15 protein-coding genes are annotated in these 18,530 nt (G+C 40.8%); 4 read left to right on the plus strand and 11 right to left on the minus strand.

Going from position 1 to position 18,530, the window contains the following annotated elements:
- Positions 1-547 precede the first annotated feature (547 nt).
- Both E0H80_RS04560 and E0H80_RS04565 read right to left on the minus strand, forming a co-directional pair.
- Entirely contained in the window at positions 548-1,309 is a 762-nt protein-coding gene (locus E0H80_RS04560) for a TorF family putative porin (protein ID WP_131363548.1), read from the minus strand.
- A 380-nt stretch (positions 1,310-1,689) separates the two neighbouring features.
- Positions 1,690-2,466, minus strand: a complete 777-nt coding sequence (locus tag E0H80_RS04565; RefSeq protein WP_131363550.1) for a TorF family putative porin — start codon at positions 2,464-2,466, stop codon at positions 1,690-1,692.
- 579 nt (positions 2,467-3,045) lie between these two features.
- Here E0H80_RS04565 and E0H80_RS04570 point away from each other — a divergent pair.
- Positions 3,046-4,341 (plus strand): OprD family outer membrane porin, encoded by a 1,296-nt coding sequence (locus E0H80_RS04570; RefSeq protein ID WP_131363552.1) that lies wholly within the window; start codon positions 3,046-3,048, stop codon positions 4,339-4,341.
- A 93-nt stretch (positions 4,342-4,434) separates the two neighbouring features.
- Here the strand turns inward: E0H80_RS04570 and ppa are convergent, their stop codons facing one another.
- Together ppa and E0H80_RS04580 are read right to left on the minus strand one after the other, a co-directional pair.
- Positions 4,435-4,965 (minus strand): inorganic diphosphatase, encoded by a 531-nt coding sequence (gene ppa / locus E0H80_RS04575; protein WP_131363554.1) that lies wholly within the window; start codon positions 4,963-4,965, stop codon positions 4,435-4,437.
- A gap of 129 nt (positions 4,966-5,094) precedes the next feature.
- Positions 5,095-5,493: an MAPEG family protein gene (locus E0H80_RS04580; RefSeq protein WP_131363556.1), complete on the minus strand. Its 399-nt coding sequence runs from the start codon at positions 5,491-5,493 to the stop codon at positions 5,095-5,097.
- Positions 5,494-5,599: 106 nt separating this feature from the next.
- Between E0H80_RS04580 and E0H80_RS04585 the strand changes: the two genes are divergently transcribed.
- Entirely contained in the window at positions 5,600-5,980 is a 381-nt protein-coding gene (locus tag E0H80_RS04585) for a hypothetical protein (protein ID WP_131363558.1), read from the plus strand.
- Between the two features lie 52 nt (positions 5,981-6,032).
- Here E0H80_RS04585 and E0H80_RS04590 read toward each other — a convergent pair whose 3' ends face one another.
- Together E0H80_RS04590 and parC are read right to left on the minus strand one after the other, a co-directional pair.
- A complete protein-coding gene (locus E0H80_RS04590) occupies positions 6,033-7,709 on the minus strand; it encodes an AMP-binding protein (RefSeq protein WP_131363560.1) in 1,677 nt (558 codons plus the stop codon).
- A gap of 147 nt (positions 7,710-7,856) precedes the next feature.
- On the minus strand, positions 7,857-10,076 hold the full coding sequence (parC, locus tag E0H80_RS04595) for a DNA topoisomerase IV subunit A (protein WP_131363562.1): 2,220 nt from the start codon (positions 10,074-10,076) through the stop codon (positions 7,857-7,859).
- 305 nt (positions 10,077-10,381) lie between these two features.
- On the opposite strand from parC, the gene E0H80_RS04600 reads away from it, so the two are divergent.
- Entirely contained in the window at positions 10,382-12,121 is a 1,740-nt protein-coding gene (locus tag E0H80_RS04600; RefSeq protein ID WP_131363564.1) for a hypothetical protein, read from the plus strand.
- Between the two features lie 44 nt (positions 12,122-12,165).
- On the opposite strand, the gene E0H80_RS04605 is transcribed toward E0H80_RS04600, so the two are convergent.
- The 4 genes from E0H80_RS04605 to E0H80_RS04620 form a co-directional block, all read right to left on the minus strand.
- Positions 12,166-13,485 carry an MFS transporter gene (locus E0H80_RS04605; RefSeq protein ID WP_131363566.1) on the minus strand — a complete coding sequence of 440 codons (1,320 nt, stop codon included), beginning with the start codon at positions 13,483-13,485 and terminating at the stop codon, positions 12,166-12,168.
- Between the two features lie 135 nt (positions 13,486-13,620).
- Positions 13,621-14,265, minus strand: coding sequence for a trimeric intracellular cation channel family protein (locus tag E0H80_RS04610; RefSeq protein ID WP_067865945.1), 645 nt, complete (start codon positions 14,263-14,265; stop codon positions 13,621-13,623).
- 60 nt (positions 14,266-14,325) lie between these two features.
- Positions 14,326-14,793 (minus strand): YchJ family protein, encoded by a 468-nt coding sequence (locus E0H80_RS04615; RefSeq protein ID WP_131363568.1) that lies wholly within the window; start codon positions 14,791-14,793, stop codon positions 14,326-14,328.
- Between the two features lie 86 nt (positions 14,794-14,879).
- The gene (locus tag E0H80_RS04620; protein WP_131363570.1) at positions 14,880-16,457 is read right to left on the minus strand and encodes a TerC family protein; all 1,578 of its coding nucleotides are present in this window, start codon (positions 16,455-16,457) and stop codon (positions 14,880-14,882) included.
- A 336-nt stretch (positions 16,458-16,793) separates the two neighbouring features.
- On the opposite strand from E0H80_RS04620, the gene E0H80_RS04625 reads away from it, so the two are divergent.
- A complete protein-coding gene (locus E0H80_RS04625; protein WP_131363572.1) occupies positions 16,794-17,417 on the plus strand; it encodes a TIGR00730 family Rossman fold protein in 624 nt (207 codons plus the stop codon).
- 75 nt (positions 17,418-17,492) lie between these two features.
- Here the strand turns inward: E0H80_RS04625 and E0H80_RS04630 are convergent, their stop codons facing one another.
- The gene (locus E0H80_RS04630) at positions 17,493-18,461 is read right to left on the minus strand and encodes a hypothetical protein (protein ID WP_131363575.1); all 969 of its coding nucleotides are present in this window, start codon (positions 18,459-18,461) and stop codon (positions 17,493-17,495) included.
- Positions 18,462-18,530 lie beyond the last annotated feature (69 nt).

The raw sequence follows: 18,530 nt of genomic DNA on the forward strand, positions 1-18,530 counted from the left end.
GAGTCATATCGCGCAATATATTGTGAATGTACTTCGAAAGGCAAATGCACTGCCTCTTTCTTTAACCACTGTTTTAAATCAGCAAATTGTGGGGCATATTGCCACCTCTGCTATCCGAATTTCTTCAGGTATAGAGGGTTAATATGGCTGGGAACACTTATTGCTGTTTTACCTGAATGACAACTGCAAGGTATAGGTTCAGCACTGATTCCATCCACACCAAGTCCATTAGAAACGATTGGCGCAAAAGGCTTTGAGGTATTAAGTGATGCGAATTTTTATTCTAAATTTGGTTTTAACGCTATACCTGAACTCACTTTAGAACATGTTTCGGCTAAATATTTTCAGGTTTTGGTTTCTGGTCAGAAAGTTCTTTGAGGAATCGTGAGTTATCATGCTGCATTTTATGCAATATGAATAAAAATAAAGCGATGCTTTATTTTCAGCGCAAGGGAATGAAAGGTCAGAAGCCCCTAAATCATCTCAATAAAAAAACCTCCAAAGCCATACTTTGGAGGTTTTTAATGACTTAGATTAGTATTAGAAATTAGAATGTTTTGGTTAAAGTCAATACCGCACCAGTTTCGACCCCCCGGCTCGCAACATGTGTCATACCATCAGTATCGATATTTGTACCCACTGCAGCCAATTCAGCAGTAAGGCCAGCAACAGAAGCAAATGAGTAAGTTACACCAGCTTTCCAATCAAGATAACTATCATCACCACCACCAAAGTCATAATCATCAGTTACGGTATAACCCAAACTGGCTACACCACCAAAGCCTGTTGAACCAAATGGTGCACTATAAGTAGCATTGAAGTACCAAGCATTGGTATCTAAACCCAAAAAGTCATTGCTGTAGTTGACTGCAGTTAATAAGCTTGCATCTTTTACCAATACATCCTTAAAGCTTAATTTAGCATAACCTTCTAACCAATTCAGGTCACCATCACTTGGATAGCCGTAGTACCATAAGCCCACATCTACCACAGGCTTGCTGGCAAAATTCTCTAAAGTGGTTGTATAGCCCACATAAGGGTCAAGTTCTAGATGTGCAGGGCCACCAAAATCCACATTTGAACCCCACACTCCTGCATATAGGCCGGATTCATGAGATAAGAGGAAACCTGCTTGTATGGCTGGATCATTGAATGCTTGAGTAATACCGCGGTAACGGTAGTCTGAAGTCAATGCTGCACTACCGCTAAAAGACAAACCGAATGGTGATGCAGGCACCTCGTCTGCGAAAGTAAAGCTAGATGCTGCGCCTAATACAGCCAGAGATAATGCATTTAAAGTTGATTTCATTGTTTGATTCCCCCACATCGTACTACGACGGTTTTTTTGGTTATTTCGATAAACTCAATGAGGTAGTAGCAATTGCTATGCCAAAAACAAAACGAGATCTCTATCAGTGATCGAAAATAAAAAATAAAAAAATATATCATATTGTTTTAATTAAATTTTAAGCAAGTTGAACAAGCTTATCTGAAATTTAGTTTATTTGATGCTATAGCCAGTTGGTTCAGCATTAAAACTCACTTCAGCTTTAAAGCAAGATTCATATTTACTTACATCATGCCTCTTTTTGAGGCTATTTTTTAAGCAGATTATTTTATTATGCTTAAAAAAAGTGCACAAATTTAAAGCAATTTATACACTTTCAAAAATTCTTACAGTTTTTAAGCTTAAAAACTAAAATTCAAACCGAATACAACCTGATCATCAAAATCTGTATCGAAGCGATCCTGACCACCGATCACATAATCTAAAGAGGCTGTAGCTCCCGTATTTGCAATTCCTTTACTCACACCAATACGCGCTTCATTAAAAGCAACCGTATTTTTAGTTTCAATCATGCTGTCATCACGGCTACTATTATAAATAGATGCGCCAATTGATGTATTCAACATAAAGTTTTGCGGCAAAGCATAACTATATGCTGCACTTAAATACACATCCCCGGCATTTGCAAAAGAAGCATCGGCAAGCATTAGCGAGGCACCTAAAGTTAAGTCTTTATAAGCCAATTCACCTAATACATCGAATGCTGTGGTTTTACGTTTATCGTCATTTTCGCCGTATACAGTACCGCCATCCTGATAGTAATAGGCAGTTCCTTGAACTTTATAGCTCCAGTTTTGATTAATTTCATCACCATACGCCACATAAAAATCATGTTCAAAACCATGATCTTTATCTTCACTGTCATCAGATGGATCATAATCGAGGGTTGAACCCCAATACCCAACTGTAACACCACTTTGATGTGCATACTCAACGCCAGCTTGTAGAGCAACATCATCATTTTCCACACCACCGCGAAAAATATATTTATTCACCACAGCAAAATTACCTGTTAATGCTCCCGTTGTTGCTGAAGTTGACTGTTGTTCTGCAAATGCAGGCATTGTGATTATGGTAAGCAATAAAGATAACGCAACTTTGTGTGAATTATGCAGCATTTTTATCCTATGTAGAATCTATTTAAGATTCTGTTCAACAATGAATTTGGCTGCGAATTTTAGAACTTTTTTATACTTTTGGGTTAATTTTTCAGATCATTCTGGCTTACTTTTATTCAACCAATAATCAATAAGTCAGCTTGATATTGAAGTAAATTAAATTTTTACCTTAAAAATTTAAATGAAATTTCCATAGAGATACAATTTTTTTAAAATTTCTAATTGTTCACTCGCTTCTTTATGAACATTCATCAATCAGCACTTTTACCCCATACTAGACTAAAGTTTAAAGCAGGAAAGCTTCATAGAATTTAGGGTAATTCGTAAATTACAGCTTGATATAACTGTTCAAAACCACTTATCAGGTTACTTATACTTTAAATATATTATTGTTTTGTAAAAAAATTTTAACCAACAGTAAAATTTGAATATTTTTATCAACGAAAAGGTACAATATTATATTCAAAGAATGCATAACTTTAATGAAATAAAATCAATAAAAAAAGATTATTTTTGCTCTACATTACGTATACAATTCCTCCAATTTCTTCGTTCAATTTTGTATAAGGCCTTCTCCCAATGCAAAAAACACAAAAATTAACTTTAGCAGTTTTAATTCAAGCTGCTTTAATCTCGACAGCCTATGCCAGTGAACAAAGCGAAGCCAAAGGCTTTGTTGAAGATGCTGAAGGTTCTGTACTTTTCCGTACTGGTTATATTAGCCGTGATAAAAAGAATGGTGTAGATGATACAAGTTCCTTGGCACAAACTGCGATTATAAAACTTGATTCAGGTTTCACTAAAGGTGTTGTTGGCTTTGGTGTAGGTGTTGTTGGTGATGGTTCATTCAAAATCGGTGATAACAATAATGCCGGCAACAATATGATTCCTCGTGAAACACTGAACGGCGAAGAAAACTCGGGTGATACTTACGACCATTGGGCTCGTGGTGGTGCAAACGTTAAAGCGCGTATTTCAAATACCACCGTTACATATGGTACACAAGTATTAGACCTACCTGTTCTTGCGAGCAACACAGCACGTCTAGTTCCTGAATATTTTGAAGGTGTTCTAGCTACAAGTCGTGAAATTAATGGCTTAGAATTAACTGCCGGTAAATTTACAAAAGACCAATATTCAGACCAAATCAATACTGATGGCCGTAAATTGGACCGTGTAGTAGTTTGGGGTGCAAAATACAAATTCAATGATCAATTGAATGCGTCTTATTATGGTTTAGATTCTAAAAATGCCTTAGAACGTCATTATGTAAATGCAAACTATAAACAAGTTTTAGCAAATGACAGCTCTTTAACTTATGATTTCAGTGGCTATCACACAGAATGGGATAAAGAAGCTGCGACTTATTCTTCATCATTAGGTAATTCAAATGTTGAAGGCCGTAGCAACAACATTTGGTCTTTATCTGGTACTTTAAATCAGGGCGCTCACTCTGTGATGCTTGCTTACCAGCAAAATACTGGCAATACAGGCTATGACTATGGTGAAAATGCTGATGGTGGTCAAAGTATCTATCTCCCTAACTCATACCTGTCTGACTTCATCGGTAACCATGAAAAGTCAGCACAAGTTCAATACAACTTGAACTTTAATGATTATGGTATCCCAGGCTTGAACTGGACGACTGCATATGTTTATGGTTGGGACATTAATGTTGTAGGCACTGCTCAAGAAGGTAAAGAAAAGGAATTCTTTAACCAAGTAAAATACACGGTTCAAAGTGGCTTTGCCAAAGATGCAAGCTTACGCGTTCGTAACTCAATTTACCGAGCTAATGATGCATACCAAAATGCATACCTTGGTGATACCAATGAATGGCGTATCTTCCTTGATATTCCTGTGAAATTATTTTAATTCACAGTAAGTTCAAGACATAAAAAACCTGCACATTGTGCAGGTTTTTTTGTTTTTGATATTTAACAATAAGTGCTAAATACCAAAAATCAATTATGCATTTTTGTAAGCTTCAATTGAGCTAAGCACTTCTTGTTTCGCAACGTCAGCACCTTCCCAACCACTTAACTTAACCCATTTTCCTGGCTCTAAGTCTTTGTAGTGCTGGAAAAAATGCTCGATTTGACTGATCAATAAAGGAGGAAGATCAGTGTACTCCTGAACATCTTTATAGATCGGTGTCAATTTTTCATGCGGTACAGCAACCAGTTTCGCATCAATACCCCCGTCATCTTCCATGTTCAATTTACCAACAGGGCGGCAACGAATCACTGAACCTGGTTCAACTGGATAGGGTGTTACCACCAATACGTCTAGTGGGTCACCATCTAGAGACAAGGTATTGGGTACATAACCGTAGTTCGCTGGGTAGAACATTGCTGTCCCCATGAAACGGTCTACAAATAAAGCATCTGAATCTTTGTCAATTTCGTACTTGATTGGTGCTGCATTTGCAGGAATTTCAATAATGACATAGATGTCGTTTGGTGCATCTTTACCCGCTGGGATATTGCTGTAGCTCATAGCATCACTCTTTAACAAGTTAAATCTTATTTAAACCGACACGATTATAACGGTTTTTGAGAATTAAATAACTTTGCGATTATACATCCGCCACGTCAAAATATGTATTTCCACAGACTGATGCCGATCTTAAGTTAATTTAATCACCAGAAGTAATAAGCAAATTGGACACAACAAAGACAAGGTCCACACAATGCTACGCAACGTTGCCCAATTGGCCAAATAGCAAATGCCGTAAATAATACGCAGCACAATATAGGCCATACCAAAGGTCATGATTACGGTTTGAGGAACCACCATATATTCCGCCATTAAAATGGCAGCAATAAACAAAGGTAAACTTTCAAAACTATTTTGCTGTGCTGCATTGGCACGTGCCGCCAAGCCAGTGGTTTTGGCTAAAAAATCGCGCGGATTTTGGTTATCTCGTCCTTTAAAGCCAGAAGTTTTTTTTGCAATCATGGTAAAAACGTAAGGCAATAAACATGCAATTAAGATGAGATAGATTATTCCGCTGATGTTTTGCATCTCATTTTTCTCATTAAGATTTTCTGCCAAGTATCATAGCATGGCGGTTCAGTAATAATTTTTGTTAAATTATAATGTTTTTATTAATGAGGAATAAGGCTCCCCTATGGTCAACCCAGATCAGCAAAAAATGTTGGATGTCCTGGAAAAACAGCACTTGCATCAACTTAGAGTGGATCGTGTACTCAAAATCGTGCTGCCGATTGTGGGATTTTTACTTGCAGTCATGTGTGCCAATTTAAACAGGTTTTCTCTGATTTTCACCATTGTGATTTCAATTATCGCACTTTGGATGGTCGGTATTAAGCGTCAAGCCCTTTGGATCTGGACCACAGTCGTGGCTGTTTACTGTGTACTTGATAACCTCTATAGCTTTGGTGCATTTGATTCACAGCGCTACCTTTATCAGTTCGGTAGTATCACAACCTTCATCTGGATTATGGGTATAGGCCGCCCTTATATTGATCGCTGGTTGATGAAAGATTAAAAGTTTAGGGATAAAAAAAAGCGCCGATTACGGCGCTTTTTTATTGCAGGGTTTATGCTGTTTTACGTAAATCTTTACGTAAGATTTTACCTACGTTTGATTTTGGCAACTCATCCATAAACTCAACATAACGCGGACGTTTATAACCGGTTAAGTTTTCCTTAGCGAAAGCAAGGACTTCTTCCGTAGTTAAAGACTGATCTTTTTTCACCACAAACAGCTTAGGCACTTCACCTGATTTTTCATCAGGTACACCAATTGCTGCAACTTCCAATACTTTTGGATGTTGAGAAATCACCTCTTCAATTTCAGATGGATAAACATTGAAGCCAGAAACCAGAATCATGTCTTTCTTACGGTCAACAATCTTGATATAACCACGCGAATCCATCACACCGATATCACCGGTACGGAAGAAGCCATGGGTCATGACTTTTTCAGTCTCATCCGGACGGTTCCAGTAGCCTTTCATGACTTGTGGACCACGAATCGAGATTTCACCCTGCTCACCTAATGCAACTTCATTGCCATCATCATCAAGAATCGCAACTTCAGTCAGTGGCAACGGAATACCAATTGTGCCGCTAAATTCCATTGATGAAGGCGGGTTTGCAGTCGCAACCGGTGAAGTTTCTGATAGACCATAACCTTCAATGATATTTGTACCGGTAATTTTTTTCCATGCTTCTGCTGTAGAAGCCAGAACTGCCATACCCCCACCCATCGCCATTTTAAGATTGCTATGGTCAAGTTGTTTAAACTCTTCATTATTGACCAGTGCATTAAACAAAGTGTTTACTGCCGGGAAGAATGATGGACGATATTTGCGCAATTCTTTCATGACCGCGGGCAAGTCACGCGGGTTTGGAATCAGAATGTTGGCTTGACCTTTATACATGCCGTACATGGCACAAACCATGAACGCAAAAATGTGATAAAGCGGCAATGCACAGAAAATACGGTCATCTTTAGAGCCGTCTTGTGCACCAAATTTACTTTGGAAAATACCGTCACACTGCAACATGTTCGCGACAAGATTGCGATGGGTCAGCTCTGCACCTTTAGAAACGCCAGTCGTACCACCAGTATATTGCAGTACAGCAGTATCACTTAAAGTCAAGCTTGGACGTTTGTAATTGCTGGCACTAACTTTAGACATCGCCGCATTAAATTTGATATGTCCAGGAATATCCCAAGCTGGAATTTGCTTGCGTACTGAACGCAATACAAAATTCACTAATGTGCCTTTTAATACACCAAGCATATCGCCAACGGAAGCCACCACCACATGTTTCACCGGTGTTTTACCAATAATAGCTTGATAAACAGTGGCAAAGTTTTCAATGATCACCAATGCTTCCGCACCCGAATCATTCAACTGGTGTTCAAGTTCACGCGAGGTATAGAGTGGATTCACATTCACCAGTACCAAACCTGCACGGAATACACCCAATGCAACCACTGGATATTGCAGCACGTTTGGCATCATCACTGCAACGCGAGCACCTTTTGCCAAACCTAAGCTTTGTAAATAGGTTGCAAATTTACGGCTTGCTTCTTCTAGTTCATTAAATGTTAAGACTTTATCCATAAAGATAAAGGCATCACGTGAACCAAATTTTTGAAAATTACGTTCAAAAACATCATTAAGTGAGGTATTTTCTGGTGGTAATTCTACAGTTTCCGGAATCCCTGTTTTTTGGTATTCAGCGAACCAAATCTTTTCCATAATGCCCTTATCTCCAATCTGTAATCCCTAGTTTTCAACTCTTTTTCAATGTTATGCGTCATTATTGAACTTATTTATGCATAACATGACATCCATTTACACGAATACGAATCATATATAACGTATTTTGATCAATGGATGCTAGTTTTATCTCTGAATGAACAGTTTATTTGCTTTTTGATATCCTCGTGGTAACAGTTGACCTTTAGAGGCTCTTTTACCAATATACTTCTGAAGATCATCACCTTTTAGTTTTAATTGTTGCTGTCCTGCAACCACTTGAATTATTTCATTTAAACCAAGCAATGTCATGGACAAAATTTGTTCTTTCGCTTCAAGTTGTATCAACTTGTTTCCTTTGCCTTTGTTCAGCATTGGTAATTCTGACAAATCGATCACCAGTAACCGACCAGCGGTACTGAGGATGGCTAGATGTGTATGGGCCTCTACCATTTGCAAAGGTAGGGCTTTAGCATCATCCGATACCGTCAAGAAAGCTTTACCTGCTTTGGCATTGGTATCCAGCTGTTTTGCATTGGATTTAAAGCCATAGCCTTTAGAGCTTACTGCAATAATTTCCTGTTCATCTTCCGCAATCAGCACTTGAATAAAGCCAATGCCGTTTGCAGGAGCAAGTTTGGAGCTTAACGGCTCACCTAAACCACGTGCCGATGGTAAACTGTTAATCGCTAACGCATAACTACGTCCGGTTTCATCGAGTACGTAAGTGCGCTGATTTGATTTACCGGTTGCATGACTTAAGTACTGATCGCCTGCGCGGAAATTCAGGTTTTCTGCATCCACTTCATGACCTTTGGCACAGCGAATCCAACCTGCTTCCGACAATACTACAGTCACTGGGTCAGCGGGCATCAGGTCTTGTTCACTAATTGCGGCGGCTTCTGTGCGCTGTACGATTGGCGAACGACGGTCATCACCAAAACGTTTTGCATCTTCTTTCAATTCGCTAATGATCAGATTCTTCAAGGATTCCGGATTGGCCAATTGTTCACGAATAATGGCAGCACGCGCTTCCAATTCTTCCTGTTCACGGCGAATTTCCATTTCTTCAAGTTTTGCCAAATGACGTAACTTGAGTTCCAAAATGGCTTCAGCCTGAATTTCATCAATGCCAAAATGTGCAATCAGTTCGGCTTTCGGATGATCCTCTTCACGAATAATACGAATTACCGTATCCAGATCCAGATACGCAATCAAAAGACCGGCCAGAATATGCAGGCGTTTTTCAATTTTATTTAAATGGTATTGCAGACGACGGGTCACGGTATTCTTACGAATCTCAATCCATTCCAGCAAAATACGACGAATCGATTTCACTTGTGGACGGCCATCGGCACCAATCATGTTCATATTGACACGATAGCTCGACTCTAAGTCAGTCGTTGCGAACAAGTGACTCATTACCGCTTCGGCATCAATACGATTGGAACGCAGCACAATCACCAAACGGGTCGGATTCCTATGATCCGATTCATCACGAATATCACTGACCAAAGGCAGCTTTTTCGCCTGCATCTGGTCAGCAATTTGGCTGATCAGTTTTGAACCTGAAACCTGATACGGCAGCTCTGTAATCACGATTTCATTTTTTTCTATCGTATACACCGCGCGCATGCGATAACTGCCACGACCTGTAGTTTGAATTTTTAACAAATCTTCAGCCGAGGTAATAATTTCCGCTTTGGTCGGTAAATCCGGTGCAGGAATATATTCGGCAATTTTTTCATCCGTTAAGTTCGGATTGCGAATCAGGGCGATGGTGCCTTTAATCACTTCACGCAAGTTGTGTGGCGGAATATCGGTTGCCATACCCACGGCAATACCGGTGGTTCCATTTAACAAGATATTCGGTACACGTGCAGGCAGATTGACCGGTTCTTTCATCGAGCCATCAAAGTTGTCCTGCCAATCACAGGTACCTTGACCCAGCTCAGACAACAGCACTTCACTGTAAAGTGAAAGTTTGGCTTCGGTATAACGCATTGCTGCAAAAGATTTCGGATCATCGGGTGAACCCCAGTTGCCCTGACCTTCAATAAACGGATAACGATAACTAAACGGCTGTGCCATCAGCACCATTGCTTCATAACAGGCCGAGTCACCATGCGGATGGTACTTACCCAGTACATCACCTACCGTACGGGCAGATTTTTTTGGCTTGCCACTATGCTTTAAACCCAGCTCACTCATCGCATAAACGATACGGCGCTGCACCGGTTTTAAGCCGTCACTGATATGCGGCAATGCCCGGTCCATAATCACGTACATGGCATAATTAAGATAAGCTTGCTCAGTAAATTCTGCTACGGAACGATTTTCTGTGGCTTGATGCACAAGGCTGGTCATAAAAGCGTGAAATCCTAAATAATTCGTTTTTGTATCTATGTGGCTATGCTAAGTCGCGAGTGCCGACTACACAAGAGCAGTCACTGATACTGCACGACAAATTGTGTCTTATGAAGTAAAAATATTCATTTTATGTTTACAAAGCAACTGAAAACGATTAACCGCATAGCAGTACAAATTCTATTAAACTTAAGTATAAATATTATTTTAATTGGCTATACTAGATAATATTGCGATATGAATCACATTAATATGCATTTTGATTTAACTATGCAACATTTTTTTGGAAGCGTCTGACTCATCCTATGCAAATGTATATTCCTTATCAGCTTCGGGTAAAACTAAAACAGATTGACCCTATTTTAGATCAGCACTGGCAACAGCGTCTTAGTCTCCTGTTGGCTTCCACAGCTGAACATCTGCATTGCAAGATAGAAGATGAATATTTAAAGCCCAAGAATATTCATTGGAACTATCTATCGCAACTTTTTGAGTTTAAAGGTCATGTTGGTCTGCATGAACTTCATAGTTATATCCAGCATTCAGGTCTATTACAGCTTGCGCAAAAAATTCGTGCCACCTTTCAGTATTTAGAAAAATATCAAACTGATGTCCAAATTGCTGATTATTTAGAAACCATTACTTATGAAATTAATAGTCTAGAGCTACAGGACCAAAAAGATATTCAGGCCCAACAGCTATTAAAAAGTGCATTTTTATATGATGCTGCGCTGAGTATTCAGCAGATCAATTTTTCAGTCACGCAAAATTTTCGTGGCTTAACATCTGATCAAGTGCGCTGTTTTATATTTGAAGTTTTCATGAAAAGTGAAATTTTGGGAAGCTGGTTTGCCCATATTTTGCCCAGTGAATATGCGCAGCAGGAACTGCCTATTTTTCAAGATTATTTTAGTCATGAACAACTTGTACGTGACTTTGAAATTATTCCAACCTCAGATTATTACTTTGTCATTGGCAGTTCTGGCGACAGCCGAGTATCTTCTTATTCTATTCGACGCTTTTTAACCGAAGAAAATTTTGGCGTGGCGAATAAGTTTTATATGAGTGGTTTGGTGCTTGATCCTAAACAGCTTGATGTTGCAGACTACCTTGAAAACTTTAAACAACAGATGGGAAAAATGATTGGCTTACAACGCCAAATGAATCCTAATATTGTCGAGCTGATGGAGTCATTACATCATTACAATCAACATCAACTTCGGGAAAAAATAACTCAAATTATTGAAATTAAGGGTTTTTCAATTGATCACCTGATCAATGAGCATTTAACGGAAATTGAAAAAGACTTATGTGTCAACATTCTTGAACCCTTTCAAAACGGTCTCAAAAACAGTATTCAGCAACCCGATGAGTTGGAATTTTGCTTTTTAAATATTCGACGTTTAATGACCGAATTGTTGCACAGTTTTGAAGTGTTCTCTCAGGAACCTGCTATTCAATTTAATCCTCATGCACGTCAATTCAAGTACCGGTTGATTGCTTATCTAAATTTATTAAAGCAGCGTCGTGCTTATATTTTTGTTCAGTTTGAAGACCAAGCTCACTATCGACAGCATCTCAATTTAGTCACGACTCCCTTGGAGCAACTGCAAGATCAGGTGAATGGTGCCATTGAACAAAGTCGTCTTCTGCAACAGCAGTTGCGTCAATTGGAACGCAATACTAAACAATCGGTAAAAAGCACTTTTCTCAAACGTCTAATCAGTAAACCAGAAAATAATATTAAGAAAATAAATGAATTAAAAGCATCACTTCTTGAAGTGCATCATCGCTGTTATCTTGAGATTATTCGTATTCAAAAACAATTCTCTCAGCACAGTCTTTATTTAGAGGCGAAGAACTTAATCTCTGCGGATGATCCCAAAGTACGCCATTATGCCTTTGCCGATGGCGAAAATGGCGTGACACGATTGCCTATTTTACTGCAATTACCTGAGCAGCGAGACAGCTTTAACTTACAAAGCATAGCCTTGATTTTAAATCAAGATGTGGTGCATTCTGCCAAACATTGGGTAATCGACTAGTTCCCCATGTTTGACGTTCAGCACTTTGAATAAGTTATAGAGGCTTACAGCCCCATCGATTCTAAAGTCTTGCCCTTGGTTTCTTCACCTAAGACTAAAATCACCAAAGCCACCGCCAGTAATACTGCAGTAAACATGGTAAAGACATGCGTGAAACCATTGTTCATCACCATCATATGGGTGACCACCATGGGGGCTACAATCCCGCCCATACGTCCCACCGCAGAGGCCCAACCCGAACCAAAAGCACGAATATTGGTTGGATACTGTTCCGGCGTATAGGTATACAGTACACCCCATGCGCCCAAGTTAAAGAACGACATCAGGCAGCCCCAGAACATAATCATGTTGACGGTATCGGCTTGACCAAAGAAATAAGCCGAAACGGCACACATGCCAATAAAGCCCGCCAATGTTGGTTTCCGCCCCAGTTTTTCTACCAGCCATGCTGCCGCGACATAACCCGGAAGCTGCGCCAGAATCATGATCAGTACATATTCAAACGACTGCACGATGGTATAGCCTTGTTTGACCAGCAAACTTGGCAACCAGGTAAAAATCCCATAATACGAATAGACAATACCAAACCAAATCAGCCACAGCATTAAGGTACGACGGGCAAACGGTCCCGTCCAAAGCTGTTTAAAAGAAATATTCTGTTTTTCTGCAACCGGTTTGACTTCAATGTGCTGAATCACTTCCACGCCACATTGACGTTCCAGTTTCTGAACCAAAACATGGGCTTCTTCAATGCGTCCCCGGTTAATCAAATAAGGAACAGATTCCGGCACTTTTTTCAGAATCATAAATACATAAATGGCAGGCAAACCGCCAATTAAAAATGCAATATGCCAGCCATAATTTGGAATTACGAAATAAGATACCAAGGCGGCAACCAACCAGCCTAAACCCCAGAAACTTTCCAGTAAAACAATAAAACGTCCACGCACTTGCGCAGGAATATATTCACTGACCAAAGTCACCGCAACCGGAAGCTGCCCACCTAGCCCTAGTCCGACAATAAAACGGAATACCAATAACCAGGTGAGATTCGGTGCAAAGGCACATAAAGCGGTGGCAATACTATAAGTCACCAATGTAATCGCGAATACGCTACGACGTCCAATACGATCCGCCAATCCACCAGAAAAAACTGCGCCAATGGCCATGCCGACAAAACCAATCGACACCACCCAGCCTTTTTCAGTCGGGCTCATGTTCCATTCTTCGGCCATGGTGGTCAAGATAAAAGCAATCAGGCCGGTATCCATTGCATCGAACATCCAGCCGAGTCCGATCACCCATAGCAAAGTATAGTGAAACTTACCGATGGGTAAGCGTTGTACACGTGAGACTAAATCCATAACAAGATCTCTGGTTTGGTGAACGGATGCATACTGCTTTCCCAACAGGATTTATAATTGTGCTGATTTTTATACGCTAATTGAAAATATTGATCGCTCATATCTTCTGTCATTTATCATTTTTTGTGCAATTTTTTATGAAGCATCCTTGGAAGATGCCGATTGCTCATCATCATCTTTATAAATGAATTTCGGCATTTCCAGCCCAAAGTAGATAGCGATACAGCGTAAAGAAAAACCGAAAATCAGGGTCGAAATCACAGTGACTTCCAACGAGAAACCAATCTCCTGGCAGACCCAATAACAAATGACCGAAACAAAGGAAATACTGGCATACAGTTCACGGCGGAACACCAAGGGTACATCGTTACACAGGATATCCCGCAGAATACCGCCCGATACACCAGTCAGAACCCCAGCGACCGCCGAAACCACGAAACCATGCCCCATCTGAAGCGCAATCTGACATCCAATGACGGTGAAGCCAATCAATCCCATGGCATCCAGAATCAGGAAGATCGAGCGTAAATGACGCATCCATTTGGCAATCAGGATGGTGACAAAGGCAGCAGCACAGGTCAGCACCAGATATTCAGGATGTTTAACCCAAGTCAGTGGATAATGTCCAAGCAGTACATCCCGAACTGAACCGCCACCCAGTGCCGTCACACAAGCAATCAGCGTTACCCCAAACCAATCCATACTACGCCGACCAGCCGATAAAGCGCCGGTCATGGCTTCGGCCGTAATTGCAATAATATAAATCACCAATAGCAACATTGCCCTTCTTCCACTGAGGGTAATCGATGCGCGTTATTCTAAGGCAAATTCAGATGAAATTTACAGATATTGGGCACAACATTGTTTAAATTTTTTCCCCGATCCACAAATACAGGCTTGCTTCATGGTGATTTGCATCGCTGTGGTCGGATCAAGGAAATACCAAGTCCCCTTATATAGCACAAAATGTGAAATTTCATGATGTACCTGTGCCTGCTGACCATCGTGGTAATGTGCCTTAAATTCTACCTGTGCATGATTTTTATCTATTTTTTCTTTGGCTTGTACGACTTCAAGCTTGAGCCATTGATTAGATTTACTCCATTCAGCAAGAGCAGCCACATCCAATGCCTGTTGTTGTCCAATCGCTGTGGTTTTGACAATATAATCAATTTCATGCTTGACAAATGCACTGTAACGTGAACGCATCAGCTGTGCTGCAGTTTGTGCTTTCGCTTGCCCTAAATGAAACGGTTGGCAACAGCTGGCATACATTCCAACACCACATGGACAATTTTTTTCTGACATCAAATTTTCCCAATAAAAAATAGCCTGACAATGCGGGCTATTTTAATCAATTATCTTGCTTCAAAGATCATCGGCCGTAAGTTAAGTTAATCATCGGCATTGTTTTCAATTTGCGGAATGATATGAACCTTATCAATTTTATGACCGTCCATTGTCACCACTTCAAAAATATAACCATCCGCTTCGAGTTTTGCGCCACTTTCGGGTAAATGACCCAAGTGATGCAAAATATATCCCGACAAGGTGGAATACTGGTCAGACTCATCGACCAGATCACAGTCTAGAAGTAAGGATATGTGGCGAATATCAGTAGAACCGTCCAGAATTAAAGTGCCATCTTCCAAACTTTCTGCTGCTGTTTCAAATTCGTCTTCATCCGGGAATTCCCCCGCAATCGCTTCAAGTACATCAATCGGGGTTGCAATCCCTTCAATCGAACCGTATTCATTCAGTACAATTGCCAACTGTAACGGTGCCTGACGCAACTGCTCCATCACCATTAATACCTGGGCATTTTCATGCACAATCACCGGTTCACGTAAGTGACGTTCAAAATTAATTACACCTGTTTCAATGTATTCATTCATCACTTTATGGGTCAGGACTACACCGGCAATGTTGTCCAGCTCACCATGTGCCACAATCAAACGCGAATGGGTCATGCTCAACAACTGTTCTTTAATGGCCGCATTGTCTTCGTCTAAATCAATCCATTCCAGTTCAGGGCGCGGCGTCATCACCGATTTCACCGGTCGTTCAGACAGGCCAAGTACGCCTTGCACCATCACACTGTGGTAAGCCCCATTTTGTTCATTAAAAACTTCATCGGCATATGCACGGGTGGCCAGCACATCTTCTGACTCATTATTTTGCGATTCTGACTTGCCGCCGAGCATACGCATCACTGCAGAAGCGGTGCGGTAACGCAAGTCGGTGGTGGTGACCATCTTCTCCTGATTCCGTCGCATGGTTTGGTTCACAAACTCAACCACCACCGAGAAACCAATGGCTGCGTATAAATAGCCTTTTGGAATATGGAAACCGAAACCTTCAACAATGAGTGAAAAACCAATCATCATCAAGAAGCCCAGACATAGAATGACCACGGTTGGATGCTTGTTGACGAAATCCATCAGCGGTTTCGATGCCCACAGCATAATACCGACTGCGATCACCACCGCAATCATCATCACCGAAAGGTCTTTCACCATTCCGACTGCGGTAATCACACTGTCTAGAGAGAAAACTGCATCCAGCACCACAATTTGAACAATTACCATCCAGAAAGCGGCATGCACCGGATTTTCTTCTTTCTGTGATTGAACTCCTTCAATACGCTCATGCAGTTCCATGGTGCCTTTAAATAAAAGGAACACACCACCAAACAGCAGAATCAAGTCGCGGCCGGAGAAAGGATGCTCCAGAATATGGAACAGGGGCTGGGTTAAGGTCACGACCCAAGCAATGGAAGCCAGCAAAATTAGGCGCATACCCAAGGCAAGCAGCAACCCGACAATACGACCGGTATTGCGCTGTTCTGGTGGAAGTTTTTCCGCCAAAATGGCAATAAAGACCAGATTATCGATACCGAGAACAATTTCTAAAACCACTAAAGTAGCCAATCCAATCCAGGCAGATGGATCTGACATCCATTCAAAGATCATTGGATGTTCTCCTGCTGGGACTTAAGGACTGATTTTAGGAGGTTGATATTAAAATCGGCAAATATTCTATGAACAGCATTCTGTATAATTTTTGAAGAAGAATTGATATGTTCAGAGTGAGGACAACCACTACTCATGTTGATTCATTTATTGGAAAACAGATTTTTAGTATAACAAGATGAACTGGAAATTCATCTTTTTTTCAGCACTCCGCCTGCCTTCTGCCAGTAGGTTTTAACAAATCTTTGCAAAGTCTATGCATGACCTTAGCGGCTTTGTCATATTTCCGACTTAAGCTAGAGCAAGAAAAAATAAAATGCTATGGTGAAAAAGATAATGACGAACAGTGTATTAAAAATGACTCCAAAACATAAAAATCCATCTCCTAAAACCACTCAACCCCTTATTGCGCTGTACTGTGGTTCACGTTCAGGTAATAAGCCGATTTACCAAGAAAAAGCCATTGCTCTGGCTCAAGCGCTAGCAGACCTAGATTTTGGACTGGTCTATGGCGGAGCCAGTATTGGCCTGATGGGACAAGTCGCTGACGCGGTCAGACAACGCGGTGGGCAAACGGTCGGGGTAATTCCTGAATTTATGCTCGATTATGAAATTGCACACCACCAGCTGACTGAATTGCATATTGTAAACAACATGCATGAACGCAAAGCCATGATGGCAGAACGTGCCAGTGCTTTTGTTGCCCTGCCCGGTGGCCTGGGTACCTTTGAAGAAATTCTGGAAATTGCCACTTGGGGTCAGTTGAATCAGCATCAAAAACCGATGATGTTGTATAACGTGAATGGTTTTTATGATGCTTTAATTGCCCAGCTTGATCATGCGGTCAGTGAAGGCTTTTTACCGCCACAGCATCGGGCAAAACTGATTATTTGTAATCATGCCGATCAGATTCTGAATGCGCTTAAAAACCTTGGCGCTCCGAAACACTTTGCCATTTAAAGCGAATACTTAAAGTCAAAATCTGAATATAAAAAAGCGGGCCTCAAGCCCACTTTTTTAATTACACTTTCTACCTTATAAACTCGAGATAAAGTTATAGAACCACGGTAGCGTGGTTGCCAAGACAATACTCATGATTAAGCCGATCATCAGCTTCATCGCATCTTTACTGACATTGCGCGAAGTCCGGTATTTATTCACTTCAGCCAGATGCATCGACATGGCAAATTCACGACCTGCGAGCAGACCCAAGAACACCCAAGTGGTACTCATTGGAATGTTGCTCCACTCTTTGAACACCAGCAAAATAAGGGCATAGATAAAATCAATAATGGTCGCGGAACGAATATCCGCCACACCGGTTTTGGTGTCGATAATTTTCTGGATGGCACCGCCACGTTGATAGAAAATCATGCCCAATAGAATGACAAAAACCGAAATCGCGAAAATCAGGAATCCCAACGGAACCTGACGTGGCACATAGACAAAAATATTGGCCAGATCCTGAATCAGCCATTGGCTCCACAGAAACGCGGTGGAGACCCACTGCAAACCTATCCAGATATGAGAGACTTTATGATCTCGGGTTTTACTGAAATAAACTGAAATGCCTTTAATCACAAAACGATAGACAATGATGGCCACCACAAATGCAACGGCATACCCCATCATTGATTTGGTCAGCATGGAACCCAAACTGCTGGGCGAAAAAATGGTAAGGACTAAAAATGTGGTACTGACCGGAATACCATATTTGGTCAAAATAATCAGCAGTATAGGGGGAACAATATACAGCCAGGTAATTCCGCCCTCAGGAAAAGCAATGGTTTCCAGACGGCCATAAGACGCATCACCAACACCTGAAACCCACCAGCCATAAAACAACACCACGCTTAAAATACTGCTGGTATATAACCACAGTATCCACCAAGGACGATGGGCATTGGATGAAATAAAGGTGCCTAAGGTTTGCGGCACATCATTTCCGACAATTGAATACGCGGCTAGACAGAAGCCAACAATCATCAAAATTTCGATTGTCATAAAAACAAAACCTTTTTCACCAATTAAAAGTACTCGTCCAGCATGGCTGGAGGCTGGGTCAGATTATGA

This window comes from Acinetobacter sp. ANC 4779 (genome assembly GCF_004331055.1).
Lineage (GTDB): Bacteria > Pseudomonadota > Gammaproteobacteria > Pseudomonadales > Moraxellaceae > Acinetobacter.